This is a genomic window from Serratia sp. OLAL2 (genome assembly GCF_002752475.1).
Taxonomy (GTDB): domain Bacteria; phylum Pseudomonadota; class Gammaproteobacteria; order Enterobacterales; family Enterobacteriaceae; genus Serratia; species Serratia bockelmannii.
Map to the genome: position 1 here is coordinate 377,476 of NZ_MSTL01000018.1, position 23,952 is coordinate 401,427.

Below are 23,952 nucleotides of genomic sequence, written 5' to 3' on the forward strand. Positions count from 1 at the left end.
GGCGAGAAACCGGGGCGAGGATCAGGCGCAGGTGTGCGCCAGCAGGGCGTTGAGCAACACGTCGGCGCCTGCGGCTGCCCAGGCGGGGGTGATATCTTCCCGCTCGTTGTGGCTGATGCCGTCCACGCAGGGAATGAAAATCATGGCGGTCGGGGCGACGCGGTTAAGGTAACAGGCATCGTGGCCGGCGCCGGAAATCATGTCGCGATGGCGATAGCCCAATGCTTGCGCGGCGTGGCGTACGCTGTCGATGCAGCCCCGATCAAAAGCGATCGGGGGATACTGGAAGATGCGGTCGGCGCGGGCGGTCAGACCACCGCCGTTGACGGCGTTCACCGCCGTCAGCAGACGCTGCTCCATCTGCTCCAGGGTAGACTCCTGCGGATGGCGGAATTCGACGCTGAAAAAGACGCGTCCCGGCACCACGTTGCGTGAATTGGGGGTAATTTGCGCCATGCCCACCGTGGCGCGCGCATCGGGCGCAAAATCCCAACCGATGCGGTTGACCGCCGTGACCAGCGCCGTAAAGCCCAGCAGGGCGTCGCGGCGTCGATCCATTGGCGTGGTGCCGGCATGGGCGCTGAAGCCGACGACCTCCAGCTCATACCAGCGCTGCCCTTGTGCGGCGGTCACCACGCCGATGTCGAGATGTTCCGCTTCCAGAATCGGCCCCTGTTCGATGTGCAGTTCGAAGGCCGCGTGGATCGGCGTGCCGCCCACCGGGTGCTCGCCGGCGTAACCAATGCGTTCCAGTGCGTCGCCAAGGCTGACGCCGTGCTCGTCGCGGCGCGTCAGGCCGTATTCCAGGTCGAATACCCCGGCGAACACCCCGGAGGCGATCATCGCCGGCGCAAAGCGTGCGCCTTCTTCGTTAGTCCAGTTGATCACTTCAATCGGGCGTTCGGTGACGATCTGCCGATCGTTAAGGGTACGAATAACCTCCAATCCGGCCAGCACGCCGTAGATGCCGTCGAAACGGCCGCCGCGGGGCTGCGAGTCGCCGTGCGAGCCGGTGACGACCGGCGCCAGCTCGGGGCGAGCGCCTTCACGGCGCAGGAACATGTTGCCCATCCGATCGACGCGCACGTTACAACCTGCCTCCAGCGCCCAGGCGCGCAGCTGCTCGCGCGCTTGGCGATCTTCTTCACTCAGCGCCAGCCGGGTGACGCCGTTATCGGCGATGGCGCCGAACTGCGCCATCGCGTGCAGGCTTTGCCACAGGCGCTCGCCGTTGACCCGATACGTCATTGTTCTTCTCCCGACGTTTTGGCGGTGTAGCGAAAATCGCAGCAGGGGGCGCCGGACATGATGGTTTGGCTGCGCTGCAGGTCAACCTCTGGGGCATAGCCGACGATGAACTGGCTGTCGCGGGCGCAGGAAAGCAGGTGGCCGATCTCCCCCAGCCCCATCTCGTGATACATCTCGGCGTAGCGGCAGCGGGTGACGTTATAGTCGAAGTGCTGCGCATCCTGGTTGATCACCTCGACGCGCAGCGCATCGTCTTTTTCCCACAGGTACTGCAAGGCGGCGAAGCTGCGCAGATCCGCGCCGTTCGGTTCCTGGGCGGCGAACTGTTTGCCCGCCTCGATGGCGGCATTCTCGATGGCTTCGCCGATCACTGCCTGAGCGCGCGTCTTGCCGATTTCACGCACCAGGATCTGGTAGATCGGTTTGATGATTTCCGCCTCAATCTTTCTGCGGGCCAAAATGCCCAATTCGTTATTTGCACAGCTCATCGCCTTGCTCCTCTTGATTTATTGTGTTTTGTCGCCGCCCAACACGGTTTGCGGCTGCCATTTGCCGTCGACCACCCGGTACAGGGTGAAGCTCGGCTGTTGCAGGTTGCCCTGCGCATCGAAGGCAATGGCGCCGGTCACGCCCTGGTAATGTATGGCGCGCAGTTTCGGCAGGTAATCGGCCGGATTGGCCGAGCCGGCTTGTTCGATGGCGGCGATCAGCACCCGGGTGGCATCGTAGGCGAAGGGCGCATGCAGTTCGATGTGGGTGTGATAACGATCGCGGTAGGCTTGCTCAAACGCCTTGCCGCCCGGCATCTGCTCCAGCGGCAGCCCTGGCTCCAGCGCGACGACGCCTTCGCCTTCCCGCTGCGCCAACGTCAGGAAGGTTTGGCTGACAAAGCCGCCGGCGCCCATCAGCTGCGCGTTCATGCCCAGCTGTTTCAGCTTGCGCGCCAACGGCGCCGCTTGAGAATCCACGCCGCCGAAGAAAATCAGATCGGCGTTTTTACTGCGCACGGTGGTCAGCACGGCGCTGAAATCGACGGTCTTGTCATCTACATACTCGCGGGTGACCGGCTGCACGCCCTGGGCCTGCAGCGATTTGATAAACTCGTCCGCCAGCCCCTGGCCGAAAGCGGTGCGATCGTCGATTACCGCGATACGCTTGGCTTTCAGCGTTTTCACCGCATATTGCCCGGCGTAGTTGCCGCCGTCGTCGTCGTGGCCCATCACGCGGAAGCTGGTGTCAAAGCCTTGCTGCGTGTAGCCGTGACCGGTCGCCACCGGCGCCACCTGAGCGATGCCGGCGTCGTGGTAGATGCGCGCCGCCGGGATGCTGGTGCCGGTGTTCCAGTGGCCGACCACGCCGGCGACGCCTTCGTCGACCAAGCGCTGCGCCACGGCCACGGCGGTGCGCGGGTCGGACTGATCGTCCTCGGACAGTAATTTGAAGGTGACCGGTTTGCCGTTCAGCGTCGGTTTCTGTGCGTTAGCGTCGGCGATCGCCAGCCGTGCGCCGTTTTCGAGATCTTTGCCGATGCGCGCGGAAGGGCCGGTCAGCGGCCCGGCCAGGCCGATCAGCACGGTGTCGTCCGCCAGCGCCGGGAGGCTCAGGATCATTGTCATGGCGGCCAGCGCCAACGGCTTGATGCGAATGTTCTGCTGCATGTCATACTCCTGGTGCGGTTAAAGGTAACAACGGTTATTCACCCAAATAGATCTGTTTGATTTTTTCATCGTCCAGCATGTCGGCGGAGCGGCCGCTGTGGCTCAGGCTGCCGCTGTCCAATACGTAGGCGCGATCGGTGGACGCCAGCGCCAGGCGGGCGTTCTGCTCGACCAACAGCAGCGTGACACCGTCACGGGCTAACTGCTTGATGACCGAGAAAATGGCCTCCACCACAATCGGCGCCAGCCCCATCGACGGTTCGTCCAATATCAGCAGCCGCGGGCGGCTGAGCAGCGCGCGGCCCATCGCCACCATCTGTTGTTCACCGCCGGAAAGCAGCCCGGCCGGTTGATGCAGGCGCTCGCTCAGCCGTGGGAAGGTGGCGCACACGCGTTCGAAATCTTGCCGCACCGCCGATGCGTCACGCCGCGCATAGGCACCCAGCTGCAGGTTTTCTCGCACCGTCAGGCGGGTGAAAATGCCGCGTCCCTCCGGCACCATCACCAGCCCTTGTTGCAGCAAGCGGTGCGGCGGCATGCCGCGAATCGAACGGCCGTCGAACAGGATGTCGCCCTCAAACGGCTGCAGGCCGGTCAGCGCCCGCAGGCTCGAGGTTTTTCCCGCGCCATTGGCGCCGATCAGCGTCACCTGTTCGCCGGCGTTCACCGTGAAATCGATGCCTTTGACCGCATGAATGCCGCCATAAGACACTTTGAGTCGTTTAACGCTCAGCAGGGCTTCAGACATGCGCGCCACCTCCCAGATAGGCCTGAATGACCGCCGGTTCGCGCCGCACCTGCGCCGGTTCGCCTTCGGCGATCGCTTTACCGTAATCCAGCACCGTCAGCCGATCGCACAGGCCCATCACCAGCTTGACGTCATGTTCAATCAGCAGCAGCGTTTTGCCGCTGTCGCGGATGCGCAGCAGCAGTTCGCGCAGCGCCACTTTTTCTCCGGCGTTCATGCCGGCCGCCGGTTCGTCCAGCGCCAGCAACCGGGGCTCGGTCGCCAGCGCGCGGGCAATCTCCAGCCGCCGCTGATGGCCGTAGGCGAGATCGCCGGCGCGGTAATGAGCGAATTGGCTGATGCCGACGTACTCCAGCAGCGCATGAGATTTATCGCGCACCGCCTGTTCCTCCTCCCTGGCGCGACGGTGCCGGGCGATCGCCGCCCACAGGCCGTTGCGGGTGCGCACGTGGCAGCCGACCATCACGTTTTCCAGCACGCTCATTTCATTGAACAACCGCAGGTTTTGGAAGGTGCGGGCAATGCCGGCCTGCGCCACTTTGTCGATCGCCTGGGGTTTATAGCGCTGGCCCGCCAGGCGGAACTCACCCGCGTCGGCGCGATACAGGCCGGTGATCAGGTTGAAGCAGGTGGTCTTACCGGCGCCGTTCGGCCCGATCAGGCCGTAGATTTCCCCCTGGCGGATGCTCATGCTGACGTCATCCACCGCCGTCAGGCCGCCGAAGCGTTTGCTGATATGGTGTAAAGCGAGCAGCGGCGTCATGCGGCGGTCCTCCCAGCATGGCGAGCCGGCCACAGGCCCGCCGGGCGATACAGCATCACCAGGATCAGCGCCAGGCCGTAAAACAGTTGGCGAATGATTTCCGGGTCGATCAGCACCTGGCCGAACAGCGCCTGCTGCAGCGGCCCCATGCTGCTGCGCAGCAGCTCCGGCAGGGCGGCCAGCAGCAGCGCGCCCAGGATCACGCCGGGGATGTGCCCCATGCCGCCGAGCACCACCATCGCCAGTACGGCGATCGATTCCTGCAGAGTGAACGATTCCGGCGACACGAAGCCCTGAAACGCGGCAAACAACGCGCCGGCCACACCGCCAAAGGTGGCGCCGATGGCGAAGGCCAGCAGCTTGAAGTTGCGGGTATTGATGCCCATCGCCCGCGCGGCGTCCTCGTCTTCGCGGATCGCTGTCCATGCGCGGCCAATGCGCGAGTTTTGCAGCCGCAGGCTGATAAACAGGATCGCCAGCAGCAGCGCGGCGAACAGGTAGTAATAGAGATACAGCCCGGAGAAACGCACGCCGAACCACTCATGCATGCCGGAAAACTTCAGGCCGAACAGGCTGACCGGGTCGATGCCGGAAATGCCTTTAGGGCCGTTGGTGAGGTTGACCGGGCGATCGAGGTTACGCATCAGAATGCGCACGATCTCGCCGAAACCGAGCGTGACGATCGCCAGATAGTCGCCGCGCAGCCGCAGCGTCGGCGCGCCAAGCAGGATGCCGCACGTCGCCGCCAGCAGCGCCGCCAGCGGGATCAGCCACAGCATCGACAGGTGCAGCCCGTCGGGGAACCACTGCAGCAGCAGCGGGAATTGCTGCGTCAGATGCGGTGATGACAGCAGCGCGGCCAAATAGGCGCCGACGGCGTAAAAGGCGATAAAACCCATGTCCAGCAACCCGGTCATGCCCACCACGATGTTCAGCCCGAGCGCCAGCATCAGGTACAGCAGGGCGAAGTCGACGACCCGCACCCAGTAGTTGCCGCCGGCGGCGCCCGCCACCCAGGGCGCCAGCAGCAGCGCGAGAATGAACAGCGTCAGCCCCAGCCTGGCGCGACGCGGCGTGGCCAGAGGAGCGGGGGGAGTCAAAACGGTCATGGTGATGTCCTTATGCGCGCGTGGCGATGCGTTCGCCCAAGAGCCCGGAGGGGCGGAAGACCAGCACGGCGATCAGCACCAGAAACGCGAACACGTCCTGGTAGTTGCTTCCGAACACGCCGCCGGTCAGCTCGCCGAGATAGCCGGTGCCCAGCGATTCGAACAGGCCCAGCAGCAATCCGCCGAGCATCGCGCCGCGCAGGTTGCCGATGCCGCCGAGCACGGCGGCGGTAAACGCCTTGATGCCCGGCAGAAAGCCCATCGAGAAACCGGCGTTGCCGTAGTTGCTGGCCATCATGATGCCGGCCACCGCCGCCAGCGCGCCGCCGAGCGCAAAGGTCAGAACGATGATGCGGTCAGGACTGATGCCCATCAGGCCGGCGACCTGCGGGTTTTCCGCCGTGGCGCGCATGGCGCGGCCGAAACGGCTGTGCTCGACCAGCAGCCAGAGGCCGGCCATGACCGCCACGGCCACCGCCAGCGTGACGATCGCCGTGCCGGTGATCACCGCCGGCGCATGCCCGCCGCTGCCTGCGGTCAGGGCGATGGGGGTCATTGGCAGCAGCTGCGGAAACATCAGGGGATTACGTGACCAGATCAGCATCGCCAGGGTTTGCAGCAGCAGCGAGACGCCGATGCCGCTGATCAGCGGAGCCAGGCGCGGCGCAGTGCGCAACCGGCGGTAGGCGAGACGCTCGATCGCCATCGAGGTAATGGCGCAGACCGCCATGGCGAACAGGGCCGCCAGCAGCAGCGTGGCGTACGGCGATAACGCGGGAAAGTGGTGTTGCAACACGCCGATCGCCGACAACGCGCTCAGGGCACCGACCATCAGCACGTCGCCGTGCGCGAAATTGATGATGCGTAGGATGCCGTACACCATGGTGTAACCGAGCGCGATCAGCGCATAGATGCTGCCGAGCATCAAACCGTTGACGGTTTGCTGTACCAGCGTATCCATAAGGAGAGTCCGGAGATAATGAGTCAGGAGGCTCACAGTAGAGAATTTAAAAAAATTGTAAAATACGGAAAAATACTTTCTTATACAAAAAACGAGTGATTTTAATACGTTGATTTTTATGTATATTGAACCCATCCCTTCAGTGTCGATTTCCCAAAAACAGTCAATATATGAAAAAAACAGAACAGTACGATGAGCCATTGCCGATGCTGCCGAACGATCCGCCGCTGCGCGCCGTGCGGGCGTTCGAAGCCATCGCGCGCCTGGGTGGCATCAGCGCGGCGGCTAACGAGCTGATGATTTCGCCTTCGGCGGTCAGTCATCAACTCAAAACGCTGGAGGCATTTTTGCAGATGCCGTTGACCGAACGGCAGGGGCGTAACCTGGTGCTGCGCAGCGAGGGGCGGGAGTATTACCGTTCGATTCGCTCGGCGTTCAACGTGCTGCGCCAGGCGACCGAACACGTGCGCGAGCAGTCCGCATCGCGGCAGGTGACCATCAGCCTGATCCCGCTGTTCGGCATGGGCTGGTTCATTCCGCGGCTGCGTGGCTTTTTGCGCGAAAATCCGGATATCGACATCAATGTGGTTTACGCCAACCACCGCAATTACCTGAGCGACGCCGCCGATCTGTCGATTCGCTTCGGGGTTGGGCAGTGGACCGGCTATCGCAGCGAAAAGCTGATGTCTGGCCAAATGGTGCCGGTGTGCAGCCGGGCATTCAGTAAACTGCACGGTTTGCTGGATACGCCGGATCAGCTGGCGACGCTGCCGCTGCTGCACGACGAGGAGCGCAATACCTGGATGCAATGGTTTCAGCTGGCCGGCGTTAAACGCCCGCTGCGCAGCATCGGGCCGATGTTTGAAGACGGATTGTTGACACTGGCGGCGGTGCAGGCGGGGCTAGGGTGCGCGTTGATGCGTGAACCGTTAATCGCCCAGTACCTTGAGAGCGGTGAGTTGATCAAAATGTTCGATCTGCCGATCGACGACGGCCGCGATTATTACCTGTGCGCTCGACTGGATAGCGAGCTGTCGCAGGAAGGCGAAAATCTGCGGCAATGGCTGCGGCGTGAGGCGGCGGCTCAGAACGTCGGGGCATAATCTACAACCAACGCGTCTTTCAGCACCTGGCGGCTTGCAGTAGAGTGCGGGTTCCTGTGTCGCGATAAGGTATGACGATGCTGTTCGATTTAAACCAGCAGGCGGCCGAACTGCCCGAGGCTTGGCGTTCTGCCGTGCTGGGCCGCGTCGGTGCGGCCAATATCAAAGTGCTGCGCATGGACGCGCGCAGCATTGCGGATGAAGTGCATGATTACAGCGAAGGATTGCTGGTGATCAGCGGCCACCTGCGGCTGCAGGTGGCGGGGGAAGTGGTGGTGGTGCGCGCCGGCCAGCTGTATCAGGCCGCGGCCGGCGTGCCGCATCGCGTGTTGCCGGGCAGCGAAGGCACGCTGGTGATTGTCGATCTGCCGGAGGATTAAGCGGCGCCCAGGACCGCCAGCGCCACCTTTACCGCTGCCAATAGCCGCTCTTCAGTGACGCCGTCACGTGCCTGAATCGACAGGCCGTGCAGGAAGACGGCGAAATAGTCACCCAGGCTGTCGGCGTCGGTATCGGCCGGCAATTCGCCGGTTTGCATCGCCTGCCGCAGCCGTTCGACGATCTGCTGCGTACGCTGCAACCGATGCTCTGCCAGCCAGGTTTTGAGCCCATCGTTTTCCGCACTGACGCTGGCGGCGGCGGAGACCACCATGCAGCCCTGCGGCAGATCTGGCCGGCTGTAGAGGCGCACGGCATCTTCCAGCATACGTTGGATCGCCGGGCGAATGCCGCTTTCCTGCGCGAAGGCGCGATCGGCGAAGCCGCCTTCCTCGGTTTCGTAACTGGCGATTGCCTCGCGGAACAGCTGCTCTTTGGAGCCGAACGCCTTGTAGATGCGCGCGGAAGCAATGCCCAATTCCGCCACCAGATCCGACATCGAGGTGCCTTCGTAACCTTGCCGCCAAAATAAGTTTCGCGCCTTCAAGAGCGCCTGTTCGCGGTCGAACTCACGCGGTCTGCCAGCCATTCTCTGCTCCAATTTACCTGCCATTCAGCGACATAGGATCGCTTAAATCGGCGGGAATACCAATGTCTTTATAAATTTCGCTTGCGGTCATCGCGCCTTGCCTCTATTGTTTGTCAATCGACAACCAATAGGAGTTTACGATGAAAACCCTCAAAGGTCCAAGCCTACATCTCGCGCAGTTCAGCGATGAGACAGCGCCGTTCAACAGCCTGCCGGCCATCGCCGAGTGGGCGGCGCAAACCGGTTTTACCGCCTTGCAGATCCCGGCCTGGGATCGGCGTTTATTCGACGTGGCCACTGCCGCGGAAAGCCAAACATACTGCGACGATCTGACCGGGATGTTGGCGGAGCAGGGGTTGGTGGTCAGTGAATTGACCAGCCATATCTTCGGCCAGCTGATGGCGGTACACCCGGCTTACGATGCGCTGTTTGACAGCTTCGCGCCGCCGGCGCTGCAGAGCAATCCGCAGGCGCGCGGCGAGTGGGCGCGGCAGCAAATGCTGCTGGCGGTGAAGGCGTCGGCGCGGCTCGGGCTCAGCGAGCTGGGCACCTTTTCCGGTTCGCTGGCCTGGCCCTATCTGTTCCCGTTCCCACAGCGCCCGGAAGGATTGATCGACACCGCGTTCGACGAACTCGCCAAACGCTGGCTGCCGGTGCTCGACGCCTGCGAAGAACAGGGCATCAACCTGTGTTATGAAATTCACCCAAGTGAGGATCTGCACGACGGCGTGACGTTCGAGAAGTTTCTTGAGCGCGTCGGCAACCACCCGCGTTGTCGGGTGCTGTTCGATCCGAGCCATATGGTGCTGCAGCAGCTTAACTATCTGGAGTTTATCGATATCTATAAGGACTTTATCGGCATGTTCCACGTCAAGGACGCCGAGTTCAATCCGACCGGTCGCCAGGGCATTTACGGCGGCTATCAATCCTGGATCGATCGCGCCGGCCGCTTCCGCTCGCTGGGCGACGGCCAGGTTGATTTCAACGGCATCTTTTCGCGCCTGACGCAGTACGGCTATTCGGGCTGGGCGGCATTGGAGTGGGAATGTTGCCTGAAAAACCCGCAGGACGGCGCGCGCGAAGGCGCAGCCTTCATTCGCGATCGCATTATCCGCGTCACCGACAAAGTGTTCGATGACTTCGCCGGTGCGCCGGTCAATCCTCAGCAGATCAATGCCTTGCTCGGCATTCGCTGAGCCTGACCCCACAGGGAGTTAACCCCATGAAACACAGTCAAAACGAGATCCTGTTGCAGGATCTCGCGGCGGAACACGTCTATACCCAGGTCAACGGCCGGCGCCTTCACTGCGTGGTGGCCGGCGAAGGGCGGCCGGTGCTGCTGATCCCCGGCTGGCCGCAAACCTGGTACACCTGGCGTTATGTGATGCGCGCCTTGGCGGCGGCCGGTTTTCAGGCGATCGCCGTCGATCCGCCGGGCATCGGCGACTCTGACAAGCCCGCTGGCGGCTACGACACCGGCAGCATCGGCGCGGTGTTGCACGCGATGATGGTGCAGCTGGGCCATGAGCGTTACCAACTGGTCGGCCACGACATCGGCATGTGGATCGGTTACGCCATGGCGAGCGATTTCCCGCAGGCGGTGGAGCGTCTGGTGCTGACGGAGGCCGTGATCCCCGGGCTGGCGCCGCCGCCGCCGATTTTCGTTGCGCCGGAGGAGAACATCTTCCTGTGGCATTTCATGTTCAACCAGCTGGCGGATTTGCCGGAGACCCTGACCCAGGGGCGCGAACGGGAGTATCTTGGCTATATCTTCAACCGCTGGTCCTATCGGCGCGATCGGGTGGCGGCGGAGGTGTATATCGCCGCCTATTCGGCACCGGGCGGCCTGCGCGCCGGATTCGACTATTACCGGGCGATCCCGGAGACCGTGCGGCAGAACCGGCTGCGCGCCGCTACGCCCTTGACGATGCCGGTGTTGACGGTGGGAGCGGAGCACGCCACCGGCGACGCGCCGCTGACGACGCTACAGGGCAATGCTCACGATCTGCGGGGCGAAACCGTCGCCGGCTGCGGCCATTTCATCACCGAGGAGTGTCATGAGGAATTTATTGCACTGATTACGCCGTTCCTGTCAGGAGAGCCGTATGCCGCTTGATGAACGCATCGCCGCCTTTTTGGCGGCCTCGGCCGACGCGCCGCTACCCGCTTCGCTGGCGGCAATGCGCGCGGCCACGGAAACCGGTTTACGCCAGCTGCAGGGCGAGGCGGAACCGAGCGGCGGCGTCAGGGACCATACGGTGGTCGCCGCCGATGGACACCGGATTGCACTGCGCGCCTATCTACCGGCGGGGGAAAACGGCACGACCGCGCAGCCGGCGATGCTGTTCGCCCACGGCGGTGGCTGGTGCCTCGGCTCACTGGCGTTGTACGATCGGCCCTGTCAGGCGTTGGCTAACGCCACCGGCCGGGTGATCCTGTCGGTTGACTATCGTCTGGCGCCGGAATACCCGTTTCCACAGCCGCTGGAAGATGTCTATCAGGCGCTCTGCTGGGTGGCACAACGGACGCCGCAGTTGGGGATTGACGCGCAGCGCCTGGCAGTGGGCGGTGATAGCGCAGGGGGCAATCTGGCGGCGGCGGTCGCACTGTTGGCGCGGGATCGCAGCGGCCCGTACATCGAACGTCAGCTGCTGCTGTACCCGGCGCTCAGCCGCGAGATGACGACGACGAGCTATCACGAGTTTGCCGAGGGGCACTTTCTGACGCGCGACGCGATGGGGTTTTGTTGGCAGCAGTATCTGGGCCAGCGGCGCGATCCCGGCGCGGAACCGTTGTATGCCGCCACGCTGCGCGGGTTACCGCCGGCCACCATCCTGAGCTGCGAATACGATCCGCTGCGCGATGAGGCCGAGCAGTATGCGCAGCGGCTACGCGAGGCGGGCGTGCCGGTGCGCTGCGAACGGTTGCCGGGCATGGTGCATGCCTGTATTCACATGCTGGGGCTGACCCCGGCGGCGCGGCAGCTGTTCGAACTGGCCGGTGAGTAAAAAAAAGCCCCGCATTGCGGGGCTTCTGGCTATTCATCCGCCGGGCGATTATCGGCCGGCGACGGTGACAAAGCGCGTTTCCAGGTAGGATTCGATCGCTTCGCTGCCGCCTTCGGTGCCGTGGCCGGAGTCTTTCACGCCACCAAACGGCGTTTCCGGCAGGCCGAAACCGATGTGGTTGATGCTCAGCATGCCGCTCTCCACGTCACGCCCCAGCGCATTGACGGTGGCGATGTTGCGGCTGTAAGCGTAGGCGGCCAGCCCGTACGGCAGGCGGTTGGCTTCGGCGATCGCCTCGTCATAGGTAGCGAACGGGCGCAGCAGGGCGACCGGGCCAAACGGCTCTTCCGACATGGCGCGCGCGCTCAGCGGCACGTCGCGTAGCACCGTCGGCTCGAAGAAGTTGCCTTTGCCCGCCACGCGCTTGCCGCCGGTGCTGGCCTTCGCCCCGTGGGCGACGGCATCCTGCACCAGCGCCTCGATATTGTCGACGCTGCGGCCCAACACCATCGGCCCCATCGTCACGCCGTCTTCCAGCCCGTTGCCGAGCTTGAGCTCACGCACCGCGGCGGTGAATTTCTCCACGAAGGCCTCATAAACGCCTTGTTGGATCAGGAAGCGGGTCGGGGCGATACAGACCTGGCCGGCGTTGCGGAACTTGGACTGCGCCAGCTCTTTGGCCGCCGCGTCGAGATCGGCATCGTCGAAGATCAGCACCGGCGCGTGGCCGCCCAGCTCCATGGTGGCCTTTTTCATATGCTGGCCGGCCAGCGCCGCCAAATGCTTGCCCACGCGAGTGGAGCCGGTGAAGGAGATCTTGCGAATGGTCGGATGGGGGATCAGGTATTCCGAAATGTCCGCCGGGGTGCCATACACCAGCGCGATCACCCCGGCCGGAATACCGGCGTCGGCGAAGGCTTTGATCAGTTCAGCCGGTGAGGCCGGCGTTTCTTCCGGGCCTTTGACGATGATGGAACAGCCCGCCGCCAGCGCGGCGGACAGCTTGCGCACGATCTGGTTGATCGGGAAGTTCCACGGCGTGAAGGCGGCCACCGGGCCGACCGGCAGCTTGAGGGTTTGCTGCTGTACATCGCGGGCGCGGGAAGGAATGATCTGCCCGTAGGTGCGGGTGGCTTCGCCGGCGAACCAGTCGATAACGTCGGCGGCGTTGAGAATTTCGACTTTGGCCTGCGCCACCGGTTTGCCCTGTTCCTGCGTCATGACGGCGGCGATGGCGTTGGCGCGTTCGCGCAGCAGCGCCGCGGCTTTGCGCATCAGGTTGGCGCGCTGGTGCGCGGCGGTGTCGCGCCAGACGTTAAATCCGCGCTCGGTGGCGGCCAGCGCCAGATCGAGATCCTCTGCGGCGGCATGCGCCACTTGACCGATGACCTCGTCGGTAGCGGGATTGGTGACCGGCAGGGTTTTTCCGGCCAGTGCGCTGCGCCATTGTCCATCGATATACAGTTGAGTATCCGGATACATTGTTGCCTCTTGTTTGCGGAGTGTCAGGGGCCGATGAGCTTCGCGATGCGGCCCGTCTGAAAGGGACAGGGACCTTAACCCTACGCCGAATGGCGGCGATCGTCCAGGCGAGGGGCACGAAAGGAGCAGGGCGGCTACTCAACCGGCGATGTTTTGGCTATGCTGAGCAGATTGTCAGCACGGATGAGGAGGTCGGGTGCAAGGGGTTCCACAACAGTTTCCGTTCGAGAAGGACTGCGCGCAGTTCCGGCATTTGTCGCATCTGCCCGGCGTCGAACTCTATCAGGCGCATATCGAACGCTATGCCTTCGAGCCGCATACCCACGACGCCTTCGCCATCGGCACCGTGGACACCGGGGCGGAGCGTTTTCGCTATCGCGGGGCGCAGCACCTGGCGGCGCCGGGCGCGCTGGTGCTGATGAACCCGGACGAGCTGCACACCGGCGAAGCCGAAACGCCGGGCGGCTGGTGTTATCGCATGCTCTACCTGGCGCCCGAGGCGCTGGAGCAGCTGTCCGGCGATCGGTGCCAGTGGTTTACCGATGCGGTGCGCCACGATCCGCGGGCGGCGCAGCGCCTGTCCGCCATTCTCGCCACGCTGTGGCAAACCGACGATCCGCTCACGCTCGACGGCCTGCTGTTGGAGGCGGTCGAGGTGTTGCACCCGCACATCCGTACCGGGCGGCGAGAGAAAGCCGAGGCGGCGCACCGTTTCGAGGTGGTGAAAAGCTACCTGCACGATAACTTCGCCGAGGCCATAACGCTCAACCAGCTGGCCGATCTGGTATCGCTCAGCCCGTACCATTTCCTGCGCAAGTTCAAGGCCGAATATCACGTCTCGCCGCAGCAGATGCTGATGGCGATCCGGCTGTCGCAGGCCAAACGCATGCTGGAGCGCGGCATGCCCGCTGCACAGGTGGCGGCGGCGGCGGGGCTGACCGATCAGGCTCACCTGACGCGCGCCTTCGCCAACCGTTACGGCGTCACGCCAGTGCGTTTCCAGAAACAGGTGAAATTGGGCTAAAACAGCAACCTGCTACAATAATTCCTCCCCGCGTTTTCGTTACTCTGCCGCTGTCTTGTCGGGCGGGTTGGCCGCGCCGGCCGTTTGTCGGAGTCGTTATGTTGATTGGCGTTGTGTTTGCCCTGGCCGCCGGGCTGATGTGGGGACTGATTTTCGTCGGTCCGCTGCTGGTGCCGGATTATCCCGCCGCGCTGCAGTCCACCGGGCGCTATCTGGCCTTCGGGCTGATCACCCTGCCGCTGGCGTGGTTCGATCGCCGCCGCCTGCGCAAGCTGCGGCGCCAGGATTGGCTGGAAGCGCTCAAGCTGACGGCCATCGGCAATCTGCTGTACTACCTGTGCCTGGCCAGCGCCATTCAGCGTACCGGCGCACCGGTATCGACCATGATCATCGGCACCTTGCCGGTGGTGATCGCCATCTGCGCCAATCTGTTTTACGGGCGGCACGACGGGCGCCTGGCCTGGAGCAAGCTGGCGCCGGCGCTGCTGTTGATCGTCTGCGGGTTAGCGTGCGTAAACATCGCCGAACTGCGCGGCAATGCGGTGCCGATCGACGGCTGGCGCTATCTCAGCGGCCTTGGGTTGGCCGCGTTGGCGGTGGCGTGCTGGACCTGGTTTCCGCTGCGCAATTCGCGTTGGCTGCGGGATAACCCGACGCAGCGGCCGGCCACCTGGGCCACGGCGCAGGGGCTGGTGACGCTGCCGCTGGCGCTGCTGGGCTATCTGGCGGTCTGCGGCCAATTGGCGCTGAGCGAACCGGCGTTTGCCTTGCCGTTCGGCCCGCGCCCCGAGGTATTTATCCCACTGATGCTGGTTATCGGCGTGTTCTGCTCCTGGCTGGGGGCGCTGTGCTGGAACGAAGCCAGCCAGCGGCTGCCGACGGTGTTGGTGGGGCCGCTTATCGTGTTCGAAATTCTGGCGGGGTTGGCCTATACCTTTCTGCTGCGCCAGGCCTGGCCGCCGCTGCTGACATTGGCCGGCATCGTTTGCCTGATCGCCGGCGTGGTGTACGCCATGCGTATCAAGCCGCAGCCGGTGGTGGTGGCGCTGGAGGACAAGCCGAGGTGACGCCCGCCGCGAAGGCGGGCGCGAGGGTTAACGCTTGCTGTGGTGAATGATTTCTTCGGCCACGTTGCGCGGCGCTTCGGCGTAGTGGCTAAATTCCATGGTGTAGGTGGCGCGGCCCTGCGACATCGAACGCAGGGTGGTCGAGTAACCGAACATCTCGGACAGCGGCACCTTGGCGCGAATTTCCTTGCCGCCGCCGCCCGGGATCTCTTCCATACCCTGTACTAGACCGCGGCGTGAGGAGAGGTCGCCCATCACGTTGCCGGCATAATCTTCCGGCGTTTCCACTTCTACCGACATGATCGGCTCAAGGATCACCGGGTCCGCCAGGCGGCAGGCGTCCTTGAAGCCGAAGATCGCCGCCATGCGGAACGCCTGTTCCGACGAGTCGACATCATGGTAAGAACCGAAGGTCAGGTGTACCTTGACGTCCACCACCTGATAACCGGCCAGCACGCCGTTATTCAGCGCCTCAAGCACGCCTTTTTTCACCGCCGGGATAAACTCGCCCGGAATGACGCCGCCCTTGATCTCATCGAAAAACTCGAAGCCTTTGCCGGGTTCGTTCGGCTCGACGGTCAGCACCACGTGGCCGTATTGCCCTTTACCGCCGGATTGGCGCACGAACTTGCCTTCCACGTCGGCCACCCGTTTGCGGATGGTTTCGCGGTAAGACACCTGCGGTTTGCCGGTGGTGGTCTCCACACCGAACTCGCGGCGCATGCGATCGACGATGATCTCCAGGTGCAGCTCGCCCATGCCGTAGATAATGGTTTGGCCGGATTCTTCATCGGTGCGCACGCGGAACGACGGATCTTCCGAAGAGAGCCGCTGCAGCGCGATGCCCATTTTCTCCTGGTCGCCCTTGGTCTTCGGCTCGATCGCTTGGGCGATCACCGGCTCGGGGAAGGTCATGCGCTCCAGCGTGATGATGGCGCCAGGGTCGCACAGCGTATCGCCGGTGGTGACGTCCTTCAGGCCGACGCAGGCGGCGATGTCGCCGGCGTGCAGTTCGTCGATGTCCTTACGATCGTTGGCGTGCATCTGCACGATGCGGCCGATGCGCTCCTTTTTGCCTTTGATTGGGTTGTAAACGCTGCTGCCTTTGGCCAGCACCCCGGAGTAGACGCGCACGAAGGTGAGTTGGCCGACGAACGGATCGGTCATCAGCTTGAACGCCAGCGCCGAGAATTTTTCGTTGTCGTCGGCTTTGCGAGTGATGATTTCATCGTGTTCACCGTGGCCTTCCATCGGCGGCACGTCGAGCGGCGAGGGCATCAGCTCGATCACCGCATCCAGCATGCGCTGCACCCCTTTGTTGCGGAACGCCGACCCGCACAGCATCGGCTGGATTTCGCCGGCGACGGTGCGCACCCGCAGCCCGTGAACGATCTCCTCTTCGCTCAGCGGCACCTGGTTGAGGTATTTCTCCATCAGTTCTTCCGACGCTTCGGCGGCGGCCTCAATCATGTTTTCACGCCACTCCTGCGCCGAGTCGCGCAGCTCTGCCGGGATCTCTTCGAAGCTGAAGTTCATGCCCTGCGAGGCCTCGTCCCACAGAATGGCTTTCATCCGCACCAGATCCACCACGCCGCTGAAGCGGTCTTCGGCGCCGATAGGGATAACGATCGGCACCGGGTTGGCTTTCAGGCGCTCGATCATCATTTTGCGCACGCGGAAAAAATCCGCGCCGATGCGGTCCATCTTGTTGACGAACGCCAGCCGCGGCACTTTGTACTTGTTGGCCTGGCGCCAGACGGTTTCCGACTGCGGCTGCACGCCGCCCACCGAGTCATAGACCATCACGGCGCCGTCCAGCACGCGCATCGAACGCTCCACTTCAATGGTGAAATCGACGTGCCCGGGGGTGTCGATGATATTGATGCGGTGCTGCGGATAATTATGCTGCATGCCGTTCCAGAAGCAGGTGGTGGCCGCCGAGGTGATGGTGATGCCGCGCTCCTGTTCCTGCGCCATCCAGTCCATGGTCGCCGCGCCGTCATGCACTTCACCCAGCTTGTGGCTGACCCCGGTGTAAAACAGAATCCGCTCGGTGGTGGTGGTCTTGCCGGCATCGATATGCGCGGAGATGCCGATATTGCGGTAACGTTCGATAGGGGTGGTGCGAGCCATAATTAACCTTTCTTAGCCGCATGAAGGAGAGCGGCTTAAACAGCATGGATAATGATGATAATCCTCATAGGGTTATCCGCCGGATTGCAGAGCCTCGCTCTGGTCACAAACTAATCGTAGTTGAAGGCGTTAGTTTTTTTAAGCGATGGCTGTGATAGATGAAAGTTTGCGCGCATAACGGCTCGGGTAGAGGAAAGGGCGATAATGATCATACGGCAGCTACCTTTGTCGCGGAAATACAAAATCCATCGCGTGTATTCAGGCTAAAAAAAGTCAAATATATAAATTAAATTTACGATATCAAGTAAATATCATTTAAGTGAATAATAAAGAAAGTGACGACGTGGGTGGACATCAATTTTTCATAGGTATTAGTGATGGCCGAACGCTCATTTTTGATAAAAATAAAAAACCAGTTGGCTCACGCGATTGATAGTATTTAACCCATCTTTTAATTCCCATGTTGAATTGATCAACTTCCTAGCCGCCTTGCTCCACAAGGCCTGAAAGAGAAGTTGCAGGAAAAATCTTATAAATCATGGTGATGATCTTTTGTTGTTAAGTGCGTTTGATGTAATTTTTTGTTACAAATTTTTGTTTTTACTCGCTTAACTAATGTTTCTACACTCCCTGCTCATCGGTGTTTATCTGAATTTCTTCATTTCAGAAAACCTCCCGAAAATATCGTGTCATATCGCTAGTGAATGGAATGCGCTTGCTTTTTACTCCGGAAGTTTAATTCACGTCGGATAACGTGGCTCGGGGTGTTGTTATGGCAATATTAGCCTTTCTTATTTGTTTTTCACTGGCATTGACCGTATCTATTAATTCATAGAACAGGGACAGCCATGTCTAATTCCTACCAGTCCGAGATCCCCAAGGCTCGCGTCAATATCAAACTCGATCTGCACACCGGTGGCGCTCAAAAGAAGGTTGAATTGCCCCTTAAACTGATGGTCGTGGGGGATTACAGCAACGGTGCCGAACAGCGTACGGTGTCCGAGCGTGCCAAGATCAACGTTAACAAAAACAATTTTGACAGTGTGTTGGCAGAATTCGCTCCTGCCGTAAACCTCGCCGTTGAAAACACGCTGGCTGGCGACGGCAGTGAAGAAAACGTCAGCCTGACTTTCCGTGAAATGAACGATTTCACGCCGGAACAGGTCGCCCGACAAATTCCCCAGCTTAAAGCCATGCTCTCCATGCGTAATTTGCTTCGTGATTTAAAGGCCAATCTGTTGGATAACCAGGCTTTCCGCAAGGAGCTGGAAAAAATTCTTCTGGATCCGGCGCTAAGCGCAGAACTGCGCAGCGAACTGTCAGCCCTGGCGCCGAAACGGCCTTAACCATCAAAAAGTGATAACGGATTACCGAGGAATGCTCATGTCTGTACAAAATGAAAATACGGCGGGTGGCGAAAGCGTCATCCTGGAACGCCCTTCAGCGGATGGGGTTTACGTATCCCTGTTTGAAAAAATCAATCTGAACCCAGTGTCTGAACTCAGTGCGTTGGAGATCTGGCAGGATACGCAGGCGATGTCGGATGCGACGGCTGATGAGCGTTTAACGGCCGGGATGCAGGTGTTTCTGGAGTGCTTGACGAAATCAGGTTCGAAAATTGAAAAGCTGGATAAGACCCTGATTGACCACCATATCGCCGAATTGGACCACCAGATTAGCCGCCAACTGGATGCCGTCATGCATCATGAGGATTTCCAGGCAGTAGAGAGCCTGTGGTGCGGGTTGAAGTCGTTGGTGGATAAAACCGATTTCCGCCAGAACGTCAAAATCGAATTGCTGGATCTGTCGAAAGACGACCTGCGTCAGGATTTTGAAGACGCGCCGGAAATTATTCAGAGCGGGTTATACCAGCATACGTACACGGCCGAGTACGACACCCCAGGAGGAGAGCCGATTGCCGCGCTGATCTCCGCCTATGAGTTCGATGCGTCTGCGCAGGACGTTGCCCTGTTGCGCAATATTTCGAAAGTGTCTGCGGCGGCGCATATGCCGTTTATCGGCTCTGCCGGCCCGAAATTCTTCCTCAAGGCGTCGATGGAGGAGGTGGCGGCCATCAAAGATATCGGCAACTACTTTGACCGTGCCGAGTACATCAAGTGGAAGTCCTTCCGTGAGACGGATGATGCCCGTTATATCGGTCTGGTGATGCCGCGTGTGCTGGGCCGTCTGCCGTATGGCCCGGACACCGTGCCGGTTCGTAGCTTCAATTACGTCGAAGAGGTGAAAGGCCCGGAGCACGATAAATACCTTTGGAGCAACGCCTCATTTGCATTTGCGGCCAACATGGTACGCAGCTTCATCAACAACGGTTGGTGCGTGCAGATCCGTGGCCCGCAGGCCGGTGGAGCGGTTCAGGACCTGCCCATTCATCTGTACGATCTCGGTACCGGCAATCAGGTAAAAATCCCGTCGGAGGTGATGATCCCCGAAACCCGCGAATTTGAGTTCGCTAATCTGGGGTTCATTCCGCTTAGCTACTACAAGAACCGCGATTATGCCTGCTTCTTCAGCGCTAACTCCACACAGAAGCCGGCACTGTACGAGACTGCCGATGCGACAGCCAACAGCCGTATTAACTCTCGCCTGCCGTACATCTTCCTGCTGTCGCGCATTGCGCACTACCTGAAGCTCATTCAGCGTGAAAACATCGGCACCACCAAGGATCGCCGTCTGCTGGAGCTGGAACTGAACACCTGGGTTCGTAGCCTGGTCACTGAAATGACCGATCCGGGCGACGAGCTGCAGGCCTCTCACCCGCTGCGTGACGCGAAAGTGGTGGTAGAAGATATCGAAGACAATCCGGGCTTCTTCCGCGTGAAGCTGTATGCGGTTCCACATTTCCAGGTGGAAGGTATGGACGTCAATCTGTCGTTGGTTTCCCAGATGCCGAAAGCGAAATCGTAACGTAAAGCAGGAAGCCGATGAAAACGGAACAACCGTTATGGGGCAGGGGCCAGATGGTTTCTCCCCAGCACTTTCAGCAACAGGTCGCCTATGCGGCCTGGTCTGCGGAATGCATCGCCCAGATGGGCCTGGCCCACCCCTGGGGGGTGATTGATGCCACTTTCGAACCGGATATTCTGAAACTGAGCCGCCTGCAGGCCCGTCATCTGCACGTTCGTTTTCAGGATGGCACGCTGATTGATACCGACAATGCTGACTCACTGCCGCCGGCGTTATCGCTTGAAAATGAATCGCACGACGTGGTGGTTGTCTTGGCACTGCCGCTGCTGCGGGCGAACGGCGGCAACTGCCTGAAACCCGAGGAAGTGGCCGAGCGACCAGTGCGCTATCGCCAGCGCTGGCGAGATATCCGCAATACCTTTGGTGACGACACACGTCAGATCGCAGTGATGCAACCGGCGCTGACGCTGCGTTTTGCTCATCAGAACAACAGTGATTACCTGACCTGCCCGGTCGCCCGTCTGCGGCAAGATTCGCAGGGGCTCTGGGCGCTGGACGAAACCTTTCTTCCCCCTTTGCTGGCGGTGCAGGGTAGCCGCTGGCTGGTCGCCCAACTGGAGCAACTGATGACGCAACTGCGTGCCCGGTTGAGCCGCCTGATGGCGATGCGCCGGGAAAGTAACGAACGCATGGCTGATTTTGCCGTAGCCGACGTTTCTCTCTTCTGGTTACTCAACGCGCTGAACAGCGCAGAGCCGGTGCTGGGGCAGTTTCAGCGCAACTTGCAAAGCCCTCCCGAGCGGCTGTATCCGGAGCTGGCCCGGCTGGCCGGCAGTTTGCTGACGTTCTCGCTGGAGCATCAGGTGAGTGCCATTCCTGCCTGGCAGCATGAGCAACTCAATACGGTGTTTCCGTCGCTGTTTGATTTACTCGGTGACCTACTCGAAGCCAGCCTGCCGTCGCGGGTGGTGGCGATTGAACTTGAGCATGATGCCCGGCTTCACTTCTGGCAGGCTCGCCTGCATGACCCGCGTTTGCGCGAAGGGGCAGATTACTACCTCTCAGTGCGCTCCCCGATGCCGGTGGCGCAACTGCAGGAGCAGTTCCCGCGCCAGTGCAAAGTGGGCAGCCCGGATCACGTCAGGGGTATTGTCAACTCTTCCCGGATCGGGGTCCCTCTGACGCCCTTGCGGCACGTACCTGCAGCCATTCCGCTGCGCCTGGAAAACCAGTATTTCAGCCTGGATGTTGCGCATCCTCTGGCCATGGAAATGCTTCAGAGCGGCACCTGTATGTTTTACGTTCCCGGGATGCTCGGCGAGCCTGAACTTGAACTCTTTGCGGTACTGAGAACATGAGTGAGCGTAAACGCGGTACCGCCGCGTCCATTGATATCGATGCGCTGCTGCAGGATACCTGGCTGCAGGTTATCAGCCTACGCCACGGCCCGACATTTCAGGATGGGGAAGGGAGAAGGCTGTGGGAGCGTTGCATCGCCGATGTGGAACGCGTGCAGCGGGAACTGAAAGCGAGCGGGCTTGATGAGGCCGGCTGTCGGCATATCCTGACCGCGCAGTGTGCGCTGCTCGATGAAGCGGTCAAAGGCCGTGGCGTAGAGGATGATGCCTGCCTCCAATGGTATGACATTCCTCTACAGGGGCACTTCCTGGGCACCATGGATGCCGGTGACACGCTGTGCGATCGGATGCGTGATGTGCTGCGTGAGCCGGTGCCCGACAACGCCGTCGTCACCTGCTTCCAGCGGGTGATGATGCTCGGCTTCCTGGGGAGTTTCCACTCCCTGAACGCCCCGGAGCGTCAGGCGCTCATCAACGCCCTGAGTGAACATGTCATGCCCTTTAGCTATCCGCAGACCCATCCCGTATTGGCGGAAAACCGTACAGGGCGAGGCATGGGCGGCTGGCTGGTATCGTGGCCAGCACGCCTTGGACTGAGTGTGATCGTTGTCGTCGGCCTGTGGTGGGGGCTGAACCATTGGCTCGATCAGATGCTGCTGACCTTGCTGCCGGGAGCCGTGAAATGACGCCTGCACAACAGCGCGGGCTGGCGTTGTGGGCTGCTCTGTTGAGCGCGGTGGTTTGCCTGGGCTTTTTGCCGGTGTCCCGGCAGGTTTCCGTGCTTATTCTGCTGGCTGCCTTGGGGCTGACTGCGGTGTTCTGGTACATCACCGGCCGTGGTTCTGAAGACTGTGCCACTCTGCCGTTGGACGCCCTCCCGGAAGCCACATATCGCCGGCCGGTGGTTCTGGTCTGCGGCGATCTGCCGCTGGCCTGGCCACAGCAGTCACAGGTTATGACCGCCGCGCAAGGCTGCTGGATCCGGGTGGAAGATCATCAGGACCTGGAACAGGTGGCTCGCCGGCTCCTTTGGCAACGGCCGGAGTGGGGGCGTCAGCTGTCGGTGATGGTCAGTGTCTGCCCCCAAAAGCAGGCTGACACCGAAGCGCTGGCCCGCCGCCTGCTGGCACTGCGTTGGCAAATTAGCCGGCTGCGCAAGGCGATCGGCCATTGCGTGCCGCTGGTGCTGAGTGGCCAGATTGGCAGCGCGATGATGAGAGACAGGCTTTGGCAGGCGGCGATGCAGGGTGAAGGAGTGAGGGTTTGGCGTGAGTCAACGGCGCCTTGTTCGATAGCCACATGGGTCACCACCGGCGGGGCGCCTGCGATGCAGCAGCAGGTACTGATGAACAGCCTAATGAGCTGGTTCCATCAGCACGTAAAGGCGGTATTTATGGATGAAAATCCCGATGTGCCGGCCATGGCTCCCACCGCGGTGCTGTGGGGGATGGGGCCCATTCTTGTCGGGAGCCTGGCCTCTTCGGCCTGGACGACGTGGTTGTCCCACCACACGGCGATGCGGCAGGTGGCGGGCTGGCAGCCGGTGGGCACGGACAGCACGGTGATGCCCCTGTTTCCGGATTTTGTGTTGCCGCTGTTGCCTGAAGGGCAAGGATTAACGCCACGAGGCCGCGCCTGGCGCTGCGCCCTCAGGTTACTCACGCTGGCGGCCATCGCGGCGCTGCTCAGCAGTGGCTGGAACAATCGTCAGATGCTGCACCGGGTGAGTTTCGATATCGCCCGTTATGACCGGCTCTCAATGGATGATTCTGGCCCGAAGGCTGAGGCTGTCGCCGTTTTGCGAGAGGATGCCGCGCAGCTGGATAACCTGACGCGTAATGGCGCACCGATTCGGATGGGCCTGGGTTTGTATCAGGGAGAACGCCTGCGCATGCCGGTGCTGGATGCCATCCGTTCGTATGTGCCACCGCTATCGCTGCCACCTGAACCTCAATCAAAACCGAAGCTTGCACCGAAAATTGTGCGCCTCGACAGTCTGTCGCTGTTCGACTCCGGCCAGTCTGTGCTGAAGACCGGCTCCACCAAAGTGCTGATCAACGCCCTGGTCGATATTAAAGCGAAGCCAGGCGGGTTGATTGTCGTTAGTGGACACACCGATAACACCGGCAACCCGCAGCAGAATCAGACGCTCTCCCAGAGGCGCGCCGAAGCGGTGCGCGACTGGATGCGTGATACCGGCGACGTGTCTGAAAGCTGTTTTGCGGTCCAGGGTTACGGCGCAAGCCGCCCGATCGCCACCAACGAGACGTCGGAAGGGCGTGCGCTCAACCGCCGTGTCGAAATCAGTCTGGTGCCGCAGGCCGACGCCTGTCGGATGCCGGATACCCCCTGACGCCATCGCAGGATGATGGCGCATCACAACACAATGGAGAGTAAT

At 61.4% G+C, this 23,952-nt stretch carries 21 protein-coding genes and 1 pseudogene; 12 read left to right on the top strand and 10 right to left on the bottom strand.

From position 1 onward, the window contains the following. Positions 1-21: 21 nt before the first annotated feature. Genes BVU99_RS15300 through BVU99_RS15330 form a run of 7 tightly spaced genes read right to left on the bottom strand, consistent with a single transcriptional unit; the run spans position 22 to position 6,487 of the window. Positions 22-1,248, bottom strand: coding sequence for a Zn-dependent hydrolase (locus tag BVU99_RS15300; RefSeq protein WP_099817221.1), 1,227 nt, complete (start codon positions 1,246-1,248; stop codon positions 22-24). Beyond that, positions 1,245-1,736, bottom strand: a complete 492-nt coding sequence (locus BVU99_RS15305; RefSeq protein ID WP_049205643.1) for an L-2-amino-thiazoline-4-carboxylic acid hydrolase — start codon at positions 1,734-1,736, stop codon at positions 1,245-1,247. The genes BVU99_RS15300 and BVU99_RS15305 overlap by 4 nt, the downstream gene beginning before the upstream one ends. Before the next feature lie 18 nt (positions 1,737-1,754). Then, positions 1,755-2,906, bottom strand: a complete 1,152-nt coding sequence (locus BVU99_RS15310; RefSeq protein ID WP_049205644.1) for a branched-chain amino acid ABC transporter substrate-binding protein — start codon at positions 2,904-2,906, stop codon at positions 1,755-1,757. Positions 2,907-2,940: 34 nt separating this feature from the next. Then, positions 2,941-3,654: an ABC transporter ATP-binding protein gene (locus tag BVU99_RS15315; RefSeq protein ID WP_043143459.1), complete on the bottom strand. Its 714-nt coding sequence runs from the start codon at positions 3,652-3,654 to the stop codon at positions 2,941-2,943. Further along, a complete protein-coding gene (locus BVU99_RS15320; RefSeq protein WP_033643185.1) occupies positions 3,647-4,417 on the bottom strand; it encodes an ABC transporter ATP-binding protein in 771 nt (256 codons plus the stop codon). Before BVU99_RS15320 ends, BVU99_RS15315 begins: the two co-directional genes overlap by 8 nt. Continuing rightward, complete coding sequence (locus BVU99_RS15325) at positions 4,414-5,526, bottom strand: ABC transporter ATP-binding protein (protein ID WP_049207514.1); 1,113 nt, start codon at positions 5,524-5,526, stop codon at positions 4,414-4,416. Before BVU99_RS15325 ends, BVU99_RS15320 begins: the two co-directional genes overlap by 4 nt. 10 nt (positions 5,527-5,536) lie before the next feature. Next, on the bottom strand, positions 5,537-6,487 hold the full coding sequence (locus BVU99_RS15330; RefSeq protein WP_043143464.1) for a branched-chain amino acid ABC transporter permease: 951 nt from the start codon (positions 6,485-6,487) through the stop codon (positions 5,537-5,539). 170 nt (positions 6,488-6,657) lie between these two features. Here BVU99_RS15330 and BVU99_RS15335 point away from each other — a divergent pair, with 170 nt between their 5' ends. Further along, positions 6,658-7,590, top strand: a complete 933-nt coding sequence (locus tag BVU99_RS15335) for a LysR substrate-binding domain-containing protein (protein ID WP_043143466.1) — start codon at positions 6,658-6,660, stop codon at positions 7,588-7,590. A gap of 77 nt (positions 7,591-7,667) precedes the next feature. Continuing rightward, entirely contained in the window at positions 7,668-7,970 is a 303-nt protein-coding gene (locus BVU99_RS15340; protein WP_043143548.1) for a cupin domain-containing protein, read from the top strand. Here BVU99_RS15340 and BVU99_RS15345 read toward each other — a convergent pair. Beyond that, positions 7,967-8,557 carry a TetR/AcrR family transcriptional regulator gene (locus tag BVU99_RS15345; RefSeq protein ID WP_043143468.1) on the bottom strand — a complete coding sequence of 197 codons (591 nt, stop codon included), beginning with the start codon at positions 8,555-8,557 and terminating at the stop codon, positions 7,967-7,969. The genes BVU99_RS15340 and BVU99_RS15345 overlap by 4 nt on opposite strands. 140 nt (positions 8,558-8,697) lie before the next feature. Between BVU99_RS15345 and BVU99_RS15350 the strand changes: the two genes are divergently transcribed. From BVU99_RS15350 to BVU99_RS15360, 3 genes are read left to right on the top strand one after another with little or no spacing between them, the layout of a single operon-like run. After that, positions 8,698-9,753: a sugar phosphate isomerase/epimerase family protein gene (locus BVU99_RS15350; RefSeq protein WP_099817222.1), complete on the top strand. Its 1,056-nt coding sequence runs from the start codon at positions 8,698-8,700 to the stop codon at positions 9,751-9,753. A 26-nt stretch (positions 9,754-9,779) separates the two neighbouring features. Continuing rightward, positions 9,780-10,673, top strand: coding sequence for an alpha/beta hydrolase (locus BVU99_RS15355; RefSeq protein WP_099817223.1), 894 nt, complete (start codon positions 9,780-9,782; stop codon positions 10,671-10,673). Continuing rightward, positions 10,663-11,565 carry an alpha/beta hydrolase gene (locus BVU99_RS15360; protein WP_099817224.1) on the top strand — a complete coding sequence of 301 codons (903 nt, stop codon included), beginning with the start codon at positions 10,663-10,665 and terminating at the stop codon, positions 11,563-11,565. The genes BVU99_RS15355 and BVU99_RS15360 overlap by 11 nt, the downstream gene beginning before the upstream one ends. Positions 11,566-11,613: 48 nt before the next feature. Here BVU99_RS15360 and BVU99_RS15365 read toward each other — a convergent pair whose 3' ends face one another. Continuing rightward, a complete protein-coding gene (locus tag BVU99_RS15365; protein WP_025302925.1) occupies positions 11,614-13,047 on the bottom strand; it encodes an NAD-dependent succinate-semialdehyde dehydrogenase in 1,434 nt (477 codons plus the stop codon). A gap of 196 nt (positions 13,048-13,243) precedes the next feature. Here BVU99_RS15365 and BVU99_RS15370 point away from each other — a divergent pair, with 196 nt between their 5' ends. Both BVU99_RS15370 and BVU99_RS15375 read left to right on the top strand, forming a co-directional pair. Further along, positions 13,244-14,071, top strand: a complete 828-nt coding sequence (locus tag BVU99_RS15370) for an AraC family transcriptional regulator (protein WP_099817225.1) — start codon at positions 13,244-13,246, stop codon at positions 14,069-14,071. Between the two features lie 98 nt (positions 14,072-14,169). Beyond that, positions 14,170-15,138 (top strand): DMT family transporter, encoded by a 969-nt coding sequence (locus BVU99_RS15375; RefSeq protein ID WP_099817226.1) that lies wholly within the window; start codon positions 14,170-14,172, stop codon positions 15,136-15,138. Positions 15,139-15,165: 27 nt separating this feature from the next. Here BVU99_RS15375 and fusA read toward each other — a convergent pair whose 3' ends face one another. Then, positions 15,166-17,271, bottom strand: coding sequence for an elongation factor G (gene fusA, locus BVU99_RS15380; protein WP_099817227.1), 2,106 nt, complete (start codon positions 17,269-17,271; stop codon positions 15,166-15,168). Between the two features lie 848 nt (positions 17,272-18,119). Here fusA and tssB point away from each other — a divergent pair. The 5 genes and pseudogenes from tssB to BVU99_RS15405 all read left to right on the top strand — a co-directional run bounded on the left by tssB (position 18,120) and on the right by BVU99_RS15405 (position 23,951). Beyond that, positions 18,120-18,617 carry a type VI secretion system contractile sheath small subunit gene (gene tssB, locus BVU99_RS15385; protein WP_060447722.1) on the top strand — a complete coding sequence of 166 codons (498 nt, stop codon included), beginning with the start codon at positions 18,120-18,122 and terminating at the stop codon, positions 18,615-18,617. Between the two features lie 31 nt (positions 18,618-18,648). Next, positions 18,649-20,196 carry a type VI secretion system contractile sheath large subunit gene (tssC, locus tag BVU99_RS15390; RefSeq protein ID WP_060447721.1) on the top strand — a complete coding sequence of 516 codons (1,548 nt, stop codon included), beginning with the start codon at positions 18,649-18,651 and terminating at the stop codon, positions 20,194-20,196. A 17-nt stretch (positions 20,197-20,213) separates the two neighbouring features. Beyond that, positions 20,214-21,554, top strand: coding sequence for a type VI secretion system baseplate subunit TssK (gene tssK, locus BVU99_RS15395; RefSeq protein WP_060447720.1), 1,341 nt, complete (start codon positions 20,214-20,216; stop codon positions 21,552-21,554). Next, positions 21,551-22,240, top strand: coding sequence for a type VI secretion system protein TssL, short form (gene tssL, locus BVU99_RS15400; RefSeq protein WP_099817228.1), 690 nt, complete (start codon positions 21,551-21,553; stop codon positions 22,238-22,240). The genes tssK and tssL overlap by 4 nt, the downstream gene beginning before the upstream one ends. Continuing rightward, positions 22,237-23,951, top strand: a pseudogene (locus BVU99_RS15405) (OmpA family protein). The gene tssL and the pseudogene BVU99_RS15405 overlap by 4 nt, the downstream one beginning before the upstream one ends. The last annotated feature ends 1 nt before the right edge of the window (position 23,952 follow it).

Coding starts and splice junctions, on each gene's coding strand:
- BVU99_RS15300 (WP_099817221.1), bottom strand. CDS start 1,248: ATGACGTATCGGGTCAACGGCGAGCGCCTGTGGCAAAGCCTGCACGCG.
- BVU99_RS15305 (WP_049205643.1), bottom strand. CDS start 1,736: ATGAGCTGTGCAAATAACGAATTGGGCATTTTGGCCCGCAGAAAGATT.
- BVU99_RS15310 (WP_049205644.1), bottom strand. CDS start 2,906: ATGCAGCAGAACATTCGCATCAAGCCGTTGGCGCTGGCCGCCATGACA.
- BVU99_RS15315 (WP_043143459.1), bottom strand. CDS start 3,654: ATGTCTGAAGCCCTGCTGAGCGTTAAACGACTCAAAGTGTCTTATGGC.
- BVU99_RS15320 (WP_033643185.1), bottom strand. CDS start 4,417: ATGACGCCGCTGCTCGCTTTACACCATATCAGCAAACGCTTCGGCGGC.
- BVU99_RS15325 (WP_049207514.1), bottom strand. CDS start 5,526: ATGACCGTTTTGACTCCCCCCGCTCCTCTGGCCACGCCGCGTCGCGCC.
- BVU99_RS15330 (WP_043143464.1), bottom strand. CDS start 6,487: ATGGATACGCTGGTACAGCAAACCGTCAACGGTTTGATGCTCGGCAGC.
- BVU99_RS15335 (WP_043143466.1), top strand. CDS start 6,658: ATGAAAAAAACAGAACAGTACGATGAGCCATTGCCGATGCTGCCGAAC.
- BVU99_RS15340 (WP_043143548.1), top strand. CDS start 7,668: ATGCTGTTCGATTTAAACCAGCAGGCGGCCGAACTGCCCGAGGCTTGG.
- BVU99_RS15345 (WP_043143468.1), bottom strand. CDS start 8,557: ATGGCTGGCAGACCGCGTGAGTTCGACCGCGAACAGGCGCTCTTGAAG.
- BVU99_RS15350 (WP_099817222.1), top strand. CDS start 8,698: ATGAAAACCCTCAAAGGTCCAAGCCTACATCTCGCGCAGTTCAGCGAT.
- BVU99_RS15355 (WP_099817223.1), top strand. CDS start 9,780: ATGAAACACAGTCAAAACGAGATCCTGTTGCAGGATCTCGCGGCGGAA.
- BVU99_RS15360 (WP_099817224.1), top strand. CDS start 10,663: ATGCCGCTTGATGAACGCATCGCCGCCTTTTTGGCGGCCTCGGCCGAC.
- BVU99_RS15365 (WP_025302925.1), bottom strand. CDS start 13,047: ATGTATCCGGATACTCAACTGTATATCGATGGACAATGGCGCAGCGCA.
- BVU99_RS15375 (WP_099817226.1), top strand. CDS start 14,170: ATGTTGATTGGCGTTGTGTTTGCCCTGGCCGCCGGGCTGATGTGGGGA.
- fusA (WP_099817227.1), bottom strand. CDS start 17,271: ATGGCTCGCACCACCCCTATCGAACGTTACCGCAATATCGGCATCTCC.
- tssB (WP_060447722.1), top strand. CDS start 18,120: ATGTCTAATTCCTACCAGTCCGAGATCCCCAAGGCTCGCGTCAATATC.
- tssC (WP_060447721.1), top strand. CDS start 18,649: ATGCTCATGTCTGTACAAAATGAAAATACGGCGGGTGGCGAAAGCGTC.
- tssK (WP_060447720.1), top strand. CDS start 20,214: ATGAAAACGGAACAACCGTTATGGGGCAGGGGCCAGATGGTTTCTCCC.
- tssL (WP_099817228.1), top strand. CDS start 21,551: ATGAGTGAGCGTAAACGCGGTACCGCCGCGTCCATTGATATCGATGCG.